The sequence below is a fragment of the Prevotella sp. P4-51 genome (assembly GCF_002251455.1).
Classification (GTDB): Bacteria; Bacteroidota; Bacteroidia; order Bacteroidales; family Bacteroidaceae; genus Prevotella.
The window spans coordinates 1-16225 of record NZ_NPJM01000035.1; the positions used below are offsets into that span (position 1 = coordinate 1).

At 55.1% G+C, this 16225-nt stretch carries 10 protein-coding genes; 2 read left to right on the forward strand and 8 right to left on the reverse strand.

Features of this window, described 5'->3' with window-relative positions:
• Positions 1 to 1207 precede the first annotated feature (1207 nt).
• The 6 genes from CIK94_RS04155 to metG all read right to left on the reverse strand — a co-directional run bounded on the left by CIK94_RS04155 (position 1208) and on the right by metG (position 11645).
• Positions 1208 to 1495, reverse strand: coding sequence for an ATP-binding protein (locus tag CIK94_RS04155; protein WP_254046061.1), 288 nt, complete (start codon positions 1493 to 1495; stop codon positions 1208 to 1210).
• A gap of 125 nt (positions 1496 to 1620) precedes the next feature.
• The gene (locus CIK94_RS04160) at positions 1621 to 3912 is read right to left on the reverse strand and encodes an SEL1-like repeat protein (RefSeq protein WP_094421465.1); all 2292 of its coding nucleotides are present in this window, start codon (positions 3910 to 3912) and stop codon (positions 1621 to 1623) included.
• A gap of 158 nt (positions 3913 to 4070) precedes the next feature.
• Positions 4071 to 6092 carry a cytochrome c biogenesis protein CcdA gene (locus CIK94_RS04165; RefSeq protein WP_094421467.1) on the reverse strand — a complete coding sequence of 674 codons (2022 nt, stop codon included), beginning with the start codon at positions 6090 to 6092 and terminating at the stop codon, positions 4071 to 4073.
• 20 nt (positions 6093 to 6112) lie between these two features.
• Positions 6113 to 7564: a C1 family peptidase gene (locus tag CIK94_RS04170; RefSeq protein ID WP_094421469.1), complete on the reverse strand. Its 1452-nt coding sequence runs from the start codon at positions 7562 to 7564 to the stop codon at positions 6113 to 6115.
• 6 nt (positions 7565 to 7570) lie between these two features.
• Positions 7571 to 9325 carry a caspase family protein gene (locus tag CIK94_RS04175; protein WP_094421473.1) on the reverse strand — a complete coding sequence of 585 codons (1755 nt, stop codon included), beginning with the start codon at positions 9323 to 9325 and terminating at the stop codon, positions 7571 to 7573.
• Positions 9326 to 9578: 253 nt separating this feature from the next.
• Positions 9579 to 11645 (reverse strand): methionine--tRNA ligase, encoded by a 2067-nt coding sequence (gene metG / locus CIK94_RS04180; protein ID WP_094385192.1) that lies wholly within the window; start codon positions 11643 to 11645, stop codon positions 9579 to 9581.
• A gap of 56 nt (positions 11646 to 11701) precedes the next feature.
• Between metG and CIK94_RS13950 the strand changes: the two genes are divergently transcribed.
• Together CIK94_RS13950 and CIK94_RS04190 are read left to right on the forward strand one after the other, a co-directional pair.
• Entirely contained in the window at positions 11702 to 12145 is a 444-nt protein-coding gene (locus CIK94_RS13950) for a hypothetical protein (RefSeq protein ID WP_144008288.1), read from the forward strand.
• A 139-nt stretch (positions 12146 to 12284) separates the two neighbouring features.
• Positions 12285 to 13472, forward strand: coding sequence for a hypothetical protein (locus CIK94_RS04190; RefSeq protein ID WP_022310585.1), 1188 nt, complete (start codon positions 12285 to 12287; stop codon positions 13470 to 13472).
• Between the two features lie 562 nt (positions 13473 to 14034).
• Here the strand turns inward: CIK94_RS04190 and CIK94_RS04195 are convergent.
• Both CIK94_RS04195 and CIK94_RS04200 read right to left on the reverse strand, forming a co-directional pair.
• The gene (locus tag CIK94_RS04195) at positions 14035 to 15138 is read right to left on the reverse strand and encodes a PKD domain-containing protein (RefSeq protein ID WP_094421477.1); all 1104 of its coding nucleotides are present in this window, start codon (positions 15136 to 15138) and stop codon (positions 14035 to 14037) included.
• A complete protein-coding gene (locus CIK94_RS04200) occupies positions 15131 to 16150 on the reverse strand; it encodes a hypothetical protein (RefSeq protein ID WP_094421479.1) in 1020 nt (339 codons plus the stop codon). Before CIK94_RS04200 ends, CIK94_RS04195 begins: the two co-directional genes overlap by 8 nt.
• Positions 16151 to 16225 lie beyond the last annotated feature (75 nt).

Genomic DNA, 16225 nt, shown 5'->3' on the forward strand with positions numbered 1-16225 from the left:
AAGACAATACTCAACTTTCAATAGGGTTAAGAGAATAAATTCAACCTTGACTAGGGTTAAGTAAAAAAACAATCAACTTATAGTCGGGTTAATGTAAAATCCATTCAACTTTTTTCAGGAAGGTACACGCCTACGGCTAAACGCAACACTTACAGCGTTGCTATGTTAGCGGGTGTCTTACCCAGGGTAGCGGGCCATGCCCGCAATCCTGGGCTGTGGAATCGCAACTCTTACAGAGTTGCAGTTGGGTGCGTACCATCCACGATGGATTTCCCACATATTGCCATTGGGTGCGTACCGTCAACGATGTACTTTGGGTTAAAGCTTCATACGGAGAACCTTATAATAATACCTCATGGCATGCCATGGGGTATTATCGTTCTTATCCTCATGACACCAGCCTTGCCGTGTTTGTTGTTTCCTCTCATATAATTCACAAACCACGGAATTAAAATCCATATTTTACGGAATTTTAATCCACATTTTACGGAAAAATGCTTGTTTTATGTTCTTTTAGAGTTGCCGTTGTGGGCGTGCCATCCACGATGGATTTGCTGTATGTTACCGTCGAGTGCGTGCCGGCATCGGTGGATTTCCCAGCTCGTTTGTCCTTGGCAACTCTGTAGGAGTTGCGATTTCCCAGCCCAGGGTTGAGGTGCGCAGCGCCTCTACCCTGGGTAAGGACAAAAAAAGAGAAAGCAATGCTGTAAGTATTGCGATTAGCCGAAGGCGTTACCCGCAGCAGGTTAATGGGCAGAAATGGGTTGGCGGAAATAAGAAGATTGAGTATAACGCCTACGGCTAAACGCAACTCTTACAGAGTAGCAATATTAGTGGGGCAGCTACCCAGGGTAGCGGGCCATGCCCGCAACCCTGGGCTGTGTAATCGCAACTCCTACAGAGCTGCCGCTGCAGATGGGTGGCCCCTCCCCGGCCCTCCCTTGGGGAGAGTTGGAGAGGGGCTTCGGCGTTCTATCTCCTGTCCCACTACACAAAGCGAGGGGCCACCCGCCGCTTTCCTCCTACTTGGTGTGGACTGCTGGCGAGGCCCCCTCGGTGTTCATTGTATTAGATTATGGGCATCCTGTCTGACTGGGATGCCATTATGGATTGGGAGAGATAAAGATAATTGCTACGTATAGGGTTATCCCGCTTCTATTGTGACAAGATGAGAATGGCGGGATAGCCCTACGAGGTATATCATAGATTAGTTGGTAAGTATGTTGCGACATTTCTTGACGGCATGCCATAGCCATGCGGCGCAGAGGGCACGAAGGACGAGCGGGCCGTCGACGGGAAAAACGGCGAAGACAAAGGCTGTCTGCGCATTGAGAAGCATGAGGGTCTGGCGGATGTTGATTTCGCGCTCCAGAACCATCGAATAATAGCGACTCAGTGCCACCAGCGGCATGCGTACCGCTGCGGCTATTCTACTGCTGATGCTCTTGAACTCAACTGCTGGCTGTGCCGAGGAGATAACCATTTCTCTTTTCATATTGTAATGCTTTAGGTGTTGTTTCTACACGCAAAAGTATTGCAATAGTTTGCACAAAAGGTTCAAAAGCACAACTTTGTTAGTTAAATGTTATCTCGCTATAACAATTGTTAACTAAAACGCGCCTATAATCCACATTTACGCAGCAGTTTGGCTGCGCGGTCGTCGTGCTGGCGATAGGCTCTGCGCATCATTTCGACGCCGTCGTCGTAGGAGTATCTCCCGTTGTCGCATCGGCCCTGGACTATCATGTAGCCATAGAGAGCGTCGGCGTCGGCGTGTGGATAGCCGTGGTAGTCGCGCACTATCTCGAGCAGCTGTTGCGCCTTGCGGTCGTAGGCATACGTGTTTAGCCCGATGTAGATGTCTGCCAGATTGACACAGGCCATGGACGTCCTGACCGTGAGGGCGCCGTTTCCCTCTATATCGAGTTCTTCGACCATGTCTTCATAGTATTCGCGTGCCTGTTGATAGTCTTGGCGGCCGTATTTTGGGTCAAAATGCATCAGACCCAATAAGGCGAGCGCCCTGGGCTGATACTCCTGACACCGGCAGAGCAGCTCGTAGGCCTTGTCGTAATCCTCCGCCACCGGCAAGCCATAGATGAGCGCCACCGCCTGGCGGAACATGGCATAGTAATACCCATGCTCTGCCGCTATGGCAAAATAGTGGTATGCCCGTCGGTTGTACCAATCTTGGCTGAAGTGCTCTTCCAGCTGTCCGATCTCATAGTCCTCGTAGTTGGCGAAGCACTCGTCGAAGATATTAGCAAGCCTGAACTCAGCCTTGCCCCTGTCGCTGCCCCTGTAGTCATTGCCGATGAGTATCGCGATGTCGTGGGCTGCGCGGGTGTTGTAATAAGGCGCGTTGTAGTTGTCGTCGCCTTTACCGTCCATGAAGTAAACCCACGCCAGCTGCACGAGCACGTCTTCGTAGAGGTCGCTGCCGCCCACGTTGTTGGCTATGGTCGAGACGCAGCGCCTGAGCAGCGTGCGCGCAGTGTCATACTCCTCGTGGTCTATCAGCTCGTCGGCCAGTTTCCTGACATTGACATCGTCGAAGCGGAAGTCCAGGTCGATACACATCTTCATGTTGTCTATCATGTACTGCGCCATCCTCTTGCGAGCCGCTACGGGACAGAGTTTGGTCATCATCTTGCCCGCTCTGGGGTGAAATCTGTGGTACGCCTTATCCCACCAGTCCATGGCACGCCCCTTGTCCTGCTCGCATCCCAGACCTTTGGCGTAGCATCGTCCAAGGATGCCCATGCAGTCGATATTGCCCTGGTCGGCACCTTCACGATAGGCGGCGAAAGCCTGGTCGTGGAGCCCCTGCAGAGCAAGTGCCCGGCCTCGGTAGACCCATGCGTCGTCGTAGCCATTGCGGGCGGCGCGGTCGAACCACAGCGCAGCCACCCTGAGGTTGCGCGCCTCACCGTCGCGGCCCTCCATGAGCGTCCATCCCCGTCTTACCATCTGGTAGGGAGTCATGCCCTCGGCCTGTCGATCCACCTCGTCTTCGGGGAAGTAGCCAGCCATTATCTCGTCGAAGCCCTCGTAGCCATGGCTCTTTGCCATGAGCAGAAACTGTCGGGCTCCGTCTTCGTCCTTTGCCCATCCTCTGCCGTAGAAGAGGTTGTTGGCGAGGTTTACCATAGCTATCTTGTTGCCCAGGTTGGCAGCCTTGAGGTACGCCTCATTGGCCTCGCTCATCCGGTCTTGCTCTGCCAGTATCCAACCGATGTTGCACCAGGCGCCATCGTAGTCGCGGCTGGCGGCGGCATAGTAGCAACGCAGCGCCAGTACGTAGTTCTGGTTGTAGCCGTTGGTGCCGTTGGTCCAGTTGCAGCCTCTGTTGAACATATCTATGGTCGTCATGCCCTGCCACTCTTCTTCGGTCATCGGTCCGAACCATTCGGCCATCAGCCGTTGCGCCTTCTCGTGGTCGTTGTCGGCTGCTGCCTTGAGGTTGCGGTAGCAGAAATGGAGCAGCGGGGGATTGGCTTGCGCCTCGGCGTGCTGCTTGACGGCGAGGGTGTAGCGGGCAGGGATGTAGCCCTTGTTGGCAGCCTGCTCCAGCCAGTAGCGGGCATTCTTCGGGTTGGCTTCACATCCGAAGCCCGAGCTGTAGAACGAAGCCAGGTTGTACATGGACTGCGCATCGTTCATCCGCGCGGCGTGGAACGTTAGGTCGTGACACCGCATAGCGTTCTTCGCCGTGCCCCAACCGTGGTAGTAGCAGAGTGCAAGATTGTGGAAAGTGCCCACATAGGGGGCTTTCTGCCACGCCTGCTCATAGAGTCTTACGGCCTCGGCATAGTCCTTGAGGTCGTACTTCTGGGTAGCACTGGTGTAGAGTCGCTTGGCGGCGTCGGCATTGGTCTCGTTGTAGGGGTTGGTAAAGTCGGAAGTGCCCATATATATAATAAGGTAGGAAATAGTTATTTTGACAAAGATAGATATAAATCTCCAACCCGTGGGGATGATGTATGTTAAATATCAATAAAAGGCCCACGCCGATGCTCCTCATTGCGGGGCTGTCGGCGTGGGCCTCTATGCGTGGTGGGGGATTGGACCTATCGGCGATAGGTGTTCAGACCCTGCTGCAGATAGTCGATATAGGCGGCCACATCCTCCTTGAAACCATAGGCATGGTTGAGCGGACGGCCGTCGTTGTCGATGGCGATGTAGTAGGGTTGGGCGTTGGCGCCAAACTTGCTTGCCTGCAGATAGCTCCACTTGTCGCCGACGGTGCGCAGGGTTCGCTGCTGTCCGTTGAGGCTCACCTCGACGGGTTCTGCCAGCGGCGTCTTGTCATCTACATAGAGCGAGATGAGCACGTACTGGTTGTTGAGCATATCTGCCACGGTGGGGTCGGTCCATACGGCAGCCTCCATCTTGCGGCAGTTGACGCAGCCGAAGCCGGTAAAGTCGATGAGCACCGGCTTGCCCTGTGCCTTGGCAGCCGCCATTCCCTCTTCATAGGAGTGGTAATGGGCTTCTACGGTCTTGGTGTTGAGGTTGAAGTCCTGGGTGTTGATGGGTGGCGCAAAGGCGCTGATGGCCTTGCAGGGCGCTCCCCAGAGTCCGGGCACCATATAGATGGCGAAGGCTATGGCGCAGAGTCCCGCCATGATGCAGGGCACGGGCATGGGCTTGTCTATCTCGCCGCCCACAGCGTCTTCCTGGAACTTCAGCTTGCCGATGAGGTAGAGGCCCATGGCTCCGAAGATGACAATCCACAGCGAGAGAAACACCTCGCGGTCGAGCAGATGCCAGCCGTAGGCCAGGTCGGCGACGGAGAGGAACTTCAGCGAGAAGGCGAGTTCGACAAATCCCAACACGACCTTGATGGTGGTCATCCACGAGCCCGACCTCGGTGCCGACTTGAGCCACGAGGGGAACAGGGCAAAGAGTGTGAAGGGCAGAGCCAATGCCAAGGCGAAGCCCAGCATGCCTATGGTGGGCGCCAGCCAGTCGCCGGTGGTGACAGTCTGCACCAGCAGCAGACCTATGATGGGCGCGGTGCAGGAGAATGATACCAGCACGAGCGTGAATGCCATGAGGAATATCGAGATAAGACCTGTGGTGCTGCTGGCCTTGCTGTCTACGGCGTTGGCCCAACGGTCGGGCAGCTTGATTTCAAACCAGCCGAAGAAGGAGAAAGCGAAGACGAGCAGCAGCAGGAACAGGATGACGTTGAACACGGCGCTGGTGCTGAGCTCGTTGAGCTTGCTCGGGCCGAAGATGGCGGTGATGAGCAGGCCCAGACCCAGATAGATGACGACGATAGACAGACCGTAGGTCATGGCGTCCTTGATGCCCTTGCGGCGGTCGTCCTTGGCACGCTTGAGGAAGAAGCTGATGGTCATCGGGATGATGGGCCAGATGCAGGGCATGACGAGGGCGAGGAGTCCACCGATAAATCCTACGATGAAGATGTACCACAGCGAGTGGTTGGCTATGTTGGCCTCGCTGTCTAACGCCTCGAGCTGCTCGGTCACGGGTTGCCACCAGAGGGTCTCGGTGCTGGCGGTGACGGGAGCCACGGCGCTGTCGGCAGGAGCCACAGTGCTGTCGGCCACGACTGGGGCTGCAGTCTCGGCCACTTCGGCAGCTGCGGGCTCGGTGGCAGCAGCCACGGCGGGCGACTTGCCACTCTTCTTGAGCGCTACCTCACCCGGCGGCAGACAGTTCTCGTCGCTGCACACGCCATACTCCAGGTAGGCGTCGATGGTGTAGGTCGGCTTGGTAAACCGTATCTTCTGGACAAACTGTGCGGTGCCTTCAAAGTAGCGCACGTTCATGCCAAACATCTGGTCGAAGTGGCTCTTTTCCTTGCCGCGGGGCATGAGCTTGCCTACGAGTTCTATACCGTCGGCCTTGTTGACATGGAACGAAGCCTCGGTGGGTCCGCTGCTGCCCAGGTCGGTCGAGTAGATATGCCAGCCGGCCTCGATGCGCCCGCTGAACACTATCTCTGCCTCTGCGGTCTTGCCGGTCTTGATTTCGGCGGTAAACTTTACGGGGTCTTCCATTTGGGCCATGGCTGTGAGTACCATCAGGAGCATGGCGCCCATTGCTATTATTCTCTTCATTTCTTGTAAGTGGTTGTTGCTTATTGGTGTTGGATATCTATGAATACGGGAACGGCGGTAGCGGTGCTCTCAGCCTTGAACCCTATCTGCCCGGGGGTGTAGGTGATGGCCGAGGCTGCTACGGCGCGCGAGCCCAGAGCCTGTCGCACGCGCTGGCTGAAGGAGCCTGCCGACCTCTCTGCCTGTGCCATCAGCGCCTTGATGTCTATGGGCTTGGCCGAGTAGATGACGCACACGTGGTCGGTGCCTCGGGTGTCGTCCATCTCGATATACCACTTCTCGTCGGGTATGGCTATGTTGCTCGAGCTGTAGAGCAGGGCAGGGCTGATATTGTCGGTCGGCGGGAACACACGCGTCACCTTGTTGGTGATGTCCGAGCCGATGATGTAGACATAGGCGGGGGCGCTGTTGGTGACATACAGACGGTAGCGGGTACCGGAGATGTATGCCGACTTCATGCGGTAGATGCCAGCGTTGAGCGTGGCTGCCATAGTCTCGCCCGTGGAGAGCTGGAAGCGCAGTGAGCCTGCCAGTCTGTAGGTGGGCACGACCGGCTGGGGGCGTGGCTGCGGTTTGGGCTGTGGCTGCGGCTTGGGCTGGGGTTGAGGCTGCGGTTTGGGTTGTGGCTGCGGCTTGGGCCTCTTGGCCACATACATCTCAAAGGCATAACGGGTGTTGTCGGCAAAGTCACGATACTTCACCCAGGTATAACCGTTGTTGCCCCATGCGGTGCCCCAGCTGTTGAGGATGAGGAAGGCGCCGCCGTACTTGTAGTCGTCGTAAGCCACCACACACATGGCGTGGCCGCCGCCGTCATTGTTGGTCTCGGTCTTGACCCACACGTCCTTGCACTTGAAGAACGAGTTGGGCACCGACATACCGATGATGACCGGCATGTCTTGCGACAGCGCCTTCTTGACCGTCCTCACCTTCTCATCGTAGGTGTCGAAGGGGTAGAAGAGGGTGTTGTAGTCGTCTATAGTGTGGTTCCGCGCCTTGTCGAAGAGCGCTGCGGGGATGTAGTCGGCACAGAGCACGTTGAAGTCTCTGAACTTGGGCGCGCCCTTCTCGGTGAGCAGGTCCAGGGCGTCCTGTATGGATGTGCCGTCGCTGCATCCGGGCTTGTTGCTGCCCTTGATTTGCTTGTAGACGAATATGGGCGAGAACGCCTCGCGGTCTATCACTATCTGCGATGTCCACCCGTTGCGTATGGCGTCGGCTATTGTGCGTGCAGCGTATGATGTGGCCCAGCTGGTGCAGGTTCCAAACTGTCCCTGGTTGCGGGCGACGGGGCAGAAGCGCCTCAGAGAGTAGGCCTTGGGCAGCACGGTGTAGTCGCGGGTAAGCAGGGTGGCTTGGCGCGGTATGCGGGCGTAGGCGTCGTCGTCGAAGACCAGTCCGGTGCCATATTCGCTCTGCGCCATCATGCCGGTGGCACAGAGCAGGGTTATGAGGAGTGATGTAATTCTCATGTCTGTCTACTTGTTGTTGAAGATAAAGTCTCCCTGGAACAGCGAGCTGGAGTACCAGGGCGTCTGCTGACGGTTGGTGGCGGTGAACACGCTGGCGGCGACACGCTTGAACACCGTCTCGATAGACAGTCCGGGCGTGTCGAGCGTCTGCAGCAGTGCTGTAGTGTATGGACTGTTGCGGTTCTGGCCGTCGGCAGCCACGCTACCCGGGCTTGTGGCGTAGGAGATGAATGTTCCCACGGGCGCATTGACAGCCGAGAGACCCCTGTCGGCGCTTCCGCGATACCAGCTGCGCTCAAAGGGGTTGTTGCGGCAGGCGTCGAGAGCGATAATCTTCATCTTGCAGCCCGACTCGTCGAGCTTGTCGAGCACGCGGCCCAAGTCGGTACACTCATACTCCACATCGCTCGCCGAGTGCATATTGGCGTTGATGGGGATAAGGTAGTTGGCGCCCTTGTACTGTATGCCGTGACCGGCGTAGTAGAACATGGCGGCGTCGTAGCCCTGTGCGCGCTGTCCCAGCTGGTTGATGGCGTCGTCCATCTGCCGTTTGGTGCCGTTCTGGAGCAGGATAACCTCGAAGCCCAGCGTCTTGAGCTTGGCAGCCATATCTGCGGCGTCGTTCTGCGGGTTGGCGAGCCGCTGGGCAGGGTATGCCGAGTTGCCTATGACGAGGGCGATGCGCTTGCCCTGGGTCGCCGTCACCGGCTTGGTGGTCTGGCGCACTACGGTGCGCTCGGAGGTGGCGGTGCCGTCGGCATTGGTGGCGCTCACCTTGATGATGTTGCTACCCTCGACGAGGGGCACGGTTTGCTCGATGCGCATATCCGAGCCATCGTTGGTCACCGCCTTGATCCCACGATACATCTGACCGTTGACATAGACATGTGTGGCGGTAATCTGGCTCTTTGAGCGTATGCCCACCGATATCTTCACGCTGGTCAGCGTGGTGGTGGCGGGGAGGGTGGTCCAGGTGAATGTGGGCACAGCCTTGACGGTCACCACGGGAGCGGGCTTGGGTTGGGGTTGTGGCTTGGGTGCGGGCTGGGGAGCCGGCTGCGGGGCGGGGGTGCGGTCGTCGTAGACGGGGCGTACAAGGATGCCGCGCGCGGGGAAGTCGCATGTGTCGATGCGGGGCTCTATCTTGCCTTTGGGGTTGTTGTTACACCAGAAGGAGATAATCTCGGCGGGGCCATAGCCATAGTTCATGACCTCGCTCGACCAATAGTAGCTCACCTTGCCTATATAGTATTTCTTCAGCTTGTTGTTGTCGCTATCCAGCCATCCGCCGTTGGTGAGGAAGATGTGGTTGCCGTTGGGGCCGGTCACCTTGATACACTTCCTGCCATTGACTCTGTCCCACTCAAACTTGCACTTCTCTATCAGTTCGGTCCAGTCTGCCTTGTTGGGCATGCGCCAGTGGCTGCGCAGAATGACTCTGGCGGCATCGTATTGGGGCAGAAGGATGTTGTCTTTGCCCACTCGCTCGGCCAGTTGGCTACTTATCTGGCTTCTGTATATGGTCTTGTTGGGGTCCAGCTTGGCTTGGATGGCAGGGGGATAGGCAGAGGCCTTGTAATCCTGCATCCATACTCCCTTGGGCTCACCCCATTGGAAGTAGTACTTGCTCTCCCCGTCGGCGCTGCCAAGGTCGGCATCGGCCCACTTGACCGACAGACCCAGGTCTACGGCCTTGATGTTCTGCGCCTGCAGCGCGATGGCTACCAGGGCAAGAAGTGTGGTGATGATGTATCTCTTCATCGTTGTGCGGATAGTGGATAGTTACTTTTGGGTTGGTATACAGTCTCTCCGGAGCAGCAACTGGAGCACCGGGGCGGCGGCTGACGGCTGGCGGGGTGAACACACTGGCGGCTGGCAGGGCTGACAGGGCGGGGCTGATCGGCGCTGGGGCTCTGCTCATGACCCGTATGCTCGCGCCAAGGTAAGCGAAAAGCCTCATGAGCCTTAGACTTCCCGAGGGAATGAAAGGCACATGAGGCTCTACAGTCTATATTTATCCTACCTGGCTTCCAGGCTTGACATCCTTGGATGTGGTGGTCACAGAGAGTGTGCCGTCGTAGTTGACAGCCGAGAGTATCATGCCCTGGCTTTCCTCGCCCATCATCTTGCGTGGCGCGAAGTTGGCTACAAACAACACCTGCTTGCCCACGAGCTCCTGTGGGTCTTCATAGTAGGCAGCGATGCCGCTGAGGATGGTGCGGCCGTCCTTGGTGCCGTCGTCGATGTGGAACTTGAGCAGCTTCTTCGACTTCTTCACCTTCTCGCACGAGGTGACGAGACCCACGCGGATGTCCAGCTTCTCAAAGGTGTCGAAGTCCACGGTGTCCTTGATAGGCTCGGGCTCATAGTTGGCAGCCTCGTTGGCCTTCTTGGTGTTCTCGAGCTTGAGCAGCTGAGCGTCGATGACGCTGTCTTCCAGCTTCTCGAAGAGCAGCGAAGCCTCTCCCAGCTGTGTGCCGGCGGCGAGGATGTCCATGCTGCCCAGCTGTTCCCACTCGAAGCTGTCCATATTGAGCATGGCGCGCAGCTTCTTGGAAGAGAACGGCAGGAAAGGCTCGAAGGCGATGGCGAGGTTGGCGCAGAGCTGCAAGCACACGTAGAGGATGGTCTCCACACGCTTGGAGTCGGTCTTCCACACCTTCCAGGGCTCACACTCGGTGATATAGCGGTTGCCGATACGCGCCAGGTTCATGGCCTCTTTCTGCGCGTCGCGGAACTTGAAGCCGTCGAGCAGCTCCTCGACCTTGGCCTTGACGTCCTTGAACTCGGCGATAGTCTGTCGGTCAACCTCGGTCAGCTCGCCACAGGCGGGAACCACGCCGCCCCAGTATTTCTTGGTGAGCTGCAGCGCGCGGTTGACAAAGTTGCCATAGATGGCCACCAGCTCAGAGTTGTTGCGCTCCTGGAAGTCCTTCCAGGTGAAGTTGTTGTCCTTGGTCTCGGGAGCATTGGCTGTGAGGACATAGCGGAGCACGTCCTGCTTGCCGGGGAAATCGACGAGATACTCGTGGAGCCACACCGCCCAGTTGCGCGAGGTGGAAATCTTGTCGTTCTCCAGGTTGAGGAACTCATTGGCAGGCACGTTGTCGGGCAGGATATATCCGCCGTGGGCCTTGAGCATGGTGGGGAAGATGAGGCAGTGGAACACGATGTTGTCCTTGCCGATGAAGTGGATGAGGCGGGTATCGTCGTCCTTCCACCACTTCTCCCAGTTGCCCCAGCGGGCCGGGTCGCTGTCGCAGAGCTCCTTGGTGTTGGAGATATAGCCGATGGGCGCGTCGAACCACACGTAGAGCACCTTGCCATCGGCACCCTCTACGGGCACGGGGATACCCCAGTCCAGGTCGCGGGTCATCGCGCGTGGCTGCAAGTCCATGTCGAGCCACGACTTGCACTGTCCATACACATTGGGACGCCACTCCTTGTGTCCCTCCAGTATCCAGTCCTTGAGCCACTGCTGATAGTCGCCCAGCGGGAGATACCAGTTCTTGGTGGGACGCTTCACGAGGCCGTGGCCAGGGTTGTTCTTGTTGGTGGGATTGATAAGCTCCTCGGGCGAGAGCGTGGCTCCGCACTTCTCGCACTGGTCACCGTAGGCACCCTCGGCACCACAGCGCGGACAGGTGCCCACGATATTGCGGTCGGTGAGGAACTCGCCGGTCACCTCGTCACAGTACTGCTCCTCGGTGATCTCTTCGAGCTTGCCGTCGTCATAGAGCTTGCGGAAGAAGTCGGATGCAAACTTGTGGTGTATCTTGCTGGTGGTGCGGCTGTAGATGTCGAACGAGATGCCGAACTCTGCAAACGAGTCCTTGATGAGCTTGTGATAGCGGTCTACCACCTCCTGCACGCTGATGCCCTCCTTGCGGGCACGTATGGTCACGGGTACGCCGTGCTCGTCGCTTCCGCCGATGAATATCACATCCTTTTTCTTCAGTCTGAGATATCTTACATAGATGTCGGCAGGCACATATACGCCGGCGAGATGGCCGATATGCACACCGCCGTTGGCGTAAGGAAGCGCCGCAGTCACGGTAGTACGCTTGAAATTCTTCTCCATATTTGTTGTGATTGTATTTATTTTGGTGCAAAGTTACAAAATTATTATTAAGTAATGTGTTTGTTTACAAACAATTGCACCCCGCCGCTGCAATTATTTGCGCTGTCGCCACCCTCACGATTGCCCCCGACGCCGCCCCCATCCCCATTCCATCGCCCATGACTCCGACCAAGATAGCCCCCGCTGGCAATATGCCCGAGTCCGTTGCCGCCATGCCAGAGGCCACAGCCATCTTGTCAGCGACCATCCCCATCTCACCCGAGCCCAAGCCCATCTCGCCCGAGCCCACAGTAAAGTTGGGTTCGTGGCACGAAATAGTGATTGCCAAGCCCGCAATAATGACTGCAAACCCCGCAATCACTATTTCCCACCCCGCAATCAGAATAAACACCATCTCCACCCATACAGCAAGGGTCTCAGCCTTTGCTGCATGGGTGGAGAAGGTGATGAAGGTAATGGCTGTGGCACCGCTATCGGCTTATGTATATCCTTTGTCTTAACAAATTCGAGCTATCTTTACAATATCGTTGCATAGAAATCGTTAGTTAAAGAAAGGAGTATTGAATAACTGTGACAGATGTGGCAGCTATGCTTTGTAGACGCCGTAATATAGAATGATGAACAAATAACGATACATATATGACCAAAGAAGAGTTGATGGATTGGGGCAAGGCGACCATTAAAGTTTATAATGGCATTGCTGACGAGTTGGGCAGAAATAATGTCCCTGCTTTCTATTCACAATCGGACCTAAACAATATTGTTGGCACCGACTCCGTTGATGTCTTGATAGCCGGCATCAATCCTGGCTCTGGTGGTAATTATGAAGACATGATAGCCAATCCCAACTGGGGCATTGACCCTCATCGGGGAATGACAGCCGAGCAATTGGTATCGGGTAATTTCTGTAAGAACCCTAAACATGGAAATTGCACAAGCTGGAGTCTGCATCACACATGGAATTATTTCAGAAATCTTAAAATCTATTTCAGTGGTTTAGGTCATCCCAATGTTCTGGATGATGAAAGCAGATTTGTTATGGCTAATGCTACATTCTTCAATACAGCAACAGCTGCAGAATTAAACCGATCTTTATTGACCCAGACCTTTCCTCAGACATTGGAACTGATAAGACTATGCAATCCCAAGATGATTGTATTTCTAAGTGGAAAAGATGCCTTTAGCCGATTGGCTTCTATAAATGTTGCCGGCTTTTCGTTTAGATACGACAAGGCCAATAATCCCGTTTTGGGTCGCATCCTTATGGGTGAGTTTAATGACATCCCCTGTTATGGCGTCCCTCATCCTGCCGCTTACTTGACCAAGGAAGAAAAGGCACTAATAGCCAGGTTCTTTGCGTATGTATATAAAAAAGACATAGACCATATCAATATCGGCGAATTAAGAGACTTTTGTGCTAAAGAAAATCAGGCATATCACAATAAGCATGAGGTTAAACGTGAAAGAAAGGACAAATTGGATTACTGCCAGATAGAGCAAGCTGTCCTTGGCAAACTATCCTCTTATATCTATGCGCATGGAACGAGAATCAGAAAGAACGAAAATGCGCAATACGGTATAACTATAGCCAAAAGCCATTTGTACATACGCCAGGCTTATGAAGACAAATATAAGACGCCTCAATATAATCCCAATGATGACAAGGTTGCAGGTATGTTGGGAGAGAGAGGTTACGCAAAAGACCATGTCTGGCTTGGAAAGAAGCACCTTTCTGAATTTGGCAAATCAGAAGAGGAGATAATACATAATGTAATCGTCGAGATAGTAACTCTTTTCGATTTACTTGACCACTCTGCATCATTTTAATACCCTATTAAAACGATGCAAAACGCATTAAAACGAACTGACATTGAATGAGATTTTTTGAATAATATGCAAAGATAGTACGTTGACAAGGATCATGCCGGCGGCGACAATGGCGAGACCGTTTGCGGCGGCTAACGGTGGCGCAGCCTACTCCTTGCCAGTCGCAGCCTTACTAAAATGTATCGTTTCATCATCATGCCGCAAAATTACCACTTCCGCGCAAGCACAGGAAACAATCACAATTAGAACCCTATCATCCAGCATTAAAGATTTCTAATCGACGGCAGGCAACGAGATGCCAGACAGCCAACTCTTCACCATCTCCATGCCTCCTGGACGGGTGGGGGACGACCGTAAGACAGCCATGTGACAGCCCTTATATATAATTATAGGTGTAAGGGTGAATGAGGTGAAGATAGCGGGGGTGATGTAGGATATGTCTTAGTGCCGCAGTGGCAATGAGGAAAAGAGAAAGGGCTGGAGTCCTCTTGCGAGAATTCCAGCCCTAATCATGGTTATGTCCGCGACGGTTAGGCGGACAATGTCAATCTGCTATTTTTCTTTATTTCCACATAATCTTGCGACTTGTGCCGTCGGAATAGCGCACGATGTAAATCTGGTGGCTTTCGGGAGTAGTCACCTGTTGGCCGCAGAGGTTATAGATGGCCCTTATCTCATGCTTGGTGTTGCCGGGGGCTACAGTATTGTCTATGCCGTTGGCTACAGATGTGTAGTTGACCACTGGGCCCATCGCCATAGAGCAATAGCCTGAGACGTTGGCTATCCATCGGTCCGAATACTGTGCCAGATCCCATGTGGCGCAGAGTCCTCCCTGGTTGCGGGTCACGCAGTAGAGGGCTATCTGGTCCTCATAGCTGCTGACACCCTGATAGGGGAATGGGCCAATGGCCACGAAGAAAGGTTTGCCTTTTGCGATGGCTACAGGTTCGGCAAACTCGAAGGTGGTCTGTACGTATTCGGAGGCATTGCTCTTGAGCTCGCTTGCTTTGAGCGATGTCTTGGCGAGCACCTTGCCAGGTCCGCCATCGGCAGCCATATCGTATATCGCCAGCTCGATGGCGGCGTCGGGTTCACGAGTCTTGGTTGAGGCGAAGTAGGCGTCGACGGTCTTCACGGTAGCATCGGCCAATGGTGCAGGATATTTCTCGGCAAAGCGGTCGAGGCCGAACATATTGCTGCCAGCATAGAAGCCAAAGCTGTCGTAGCTGATGGGTTTGAGATTGTCTATCTCCTGCTCGGTGATGTTCCATATCATCATTTCGCCGCCAACCTGCAGGCACTCCGCCTTGTATGCCTGATTGGAGCCGATGGCATTGGCAGTGGTGAGAGTCACATCATAGCGACCTTCCTTGGTAAAGGTAACGGTGGGGTTCTGCTCGGTGCTGGTCAAGGTCTCGCTGTCGCTGGTGAACTTCCATTCCCAAGAGGTGGGCGCCCCCTCCCTCTTGTCGGTGAACTGTACGGGTACTCCGGCGGGAACAAATGCCATGTCGGCTGCAGTGGTGTAGGTGTCGGAGGTGATGGCAAAGGCTGAGGTGGGTGCCTTACCGATGATTTCGACAAACTGCTTGATTTCCTTCACATCCTTCTCGCTCTTGCGACTGATGGTAAGGGTGACGTCGTAGATGCCCTTTGTGTCAAGCATAGGCGGCGAGGTCTATGTCTATCTTCTTCCACTGCATGATGTCGTCGGAGACAAAGTTGTTTTCCAACGTCCAGCGATAGATGTTAAACAGGGTGGTTGTCTGTCCTGTGGTAAAATCGGTAACGTCAATCGTCCATGGCGCCCAGTTCAAATTTTTGGTCTTGAAGTAAGCGTAGAATTCCAGACGTTGCCCCTCTTTGATGTCGAAAACGGGCGAGGTGAGCGGTGCGGCGCCGTCTCCGGCTGCGTAGGTAATGGCGATTGATTTCTTGTCGCCGTCTCTGACCTCGCCGAACTTCATATCGTCTATGTGCCACTCGCTGGGTACCGTCCAGTCGGCGAGGTCCTTGCTGGACTCGAAATACTGGGCGTAGTCTGCCATCACCGACTTGTCGGTAGTGAAGTCGGCCTTGAGCGGCATGCTGATGGTGAAGTCGGCTTCTATCACGGGGCTCTTGGTGCCTCTGCCGCGCGTCATCACATAGAGCTTGCAGGAGCGGTCGATACGGATGGTTCCGGTCTGTCCAGTTATCATGTAACTGGTGTTGGTGTCGCTGTTCTTGAACTCTTCGGCGCTCTTGGCCACGGTGGAGTACCATATCTCCGTGGCGGCAGCGTCATCGGTGGTGACCTGTACCTCTACGGCGTGGTCAAAGGTGCCGCCCATAGGAGTCATCTCGGGAATCTTGAGCGGAGAGCGGGGAATGATGCCTACCTCGAGGGTGGCTGTGCCGGGGCGGTATTCGTCGTTGCCGGCAAACGAGGCGGTCACCGTCACTACGGTAGTGGCTTCGACCAGCGCCGTGCTTATCTTACCACTCTCATCCACCTGGCAGATGGACTTGTCTGATGAGGTGTAGACTATGGGCATGAGTCCGTGGGGGTTACGCAATGGGGCTTCGAGAGCCGTGCCGGCGAGGATGCCGACAGAAGAACTGTAGAACGAGAGCTCGGGGTCTTTGCGTGTGTCTTCATCGGCAAATGCAGAAAGACCGGTGAAGATAAAGGCCATGAGGAGTAAGAGGGTCTGTTTTATAATTGTTGTTGAGTTAAAGTGAAAAAGGATGCGCCACAACTTGAGTGACGC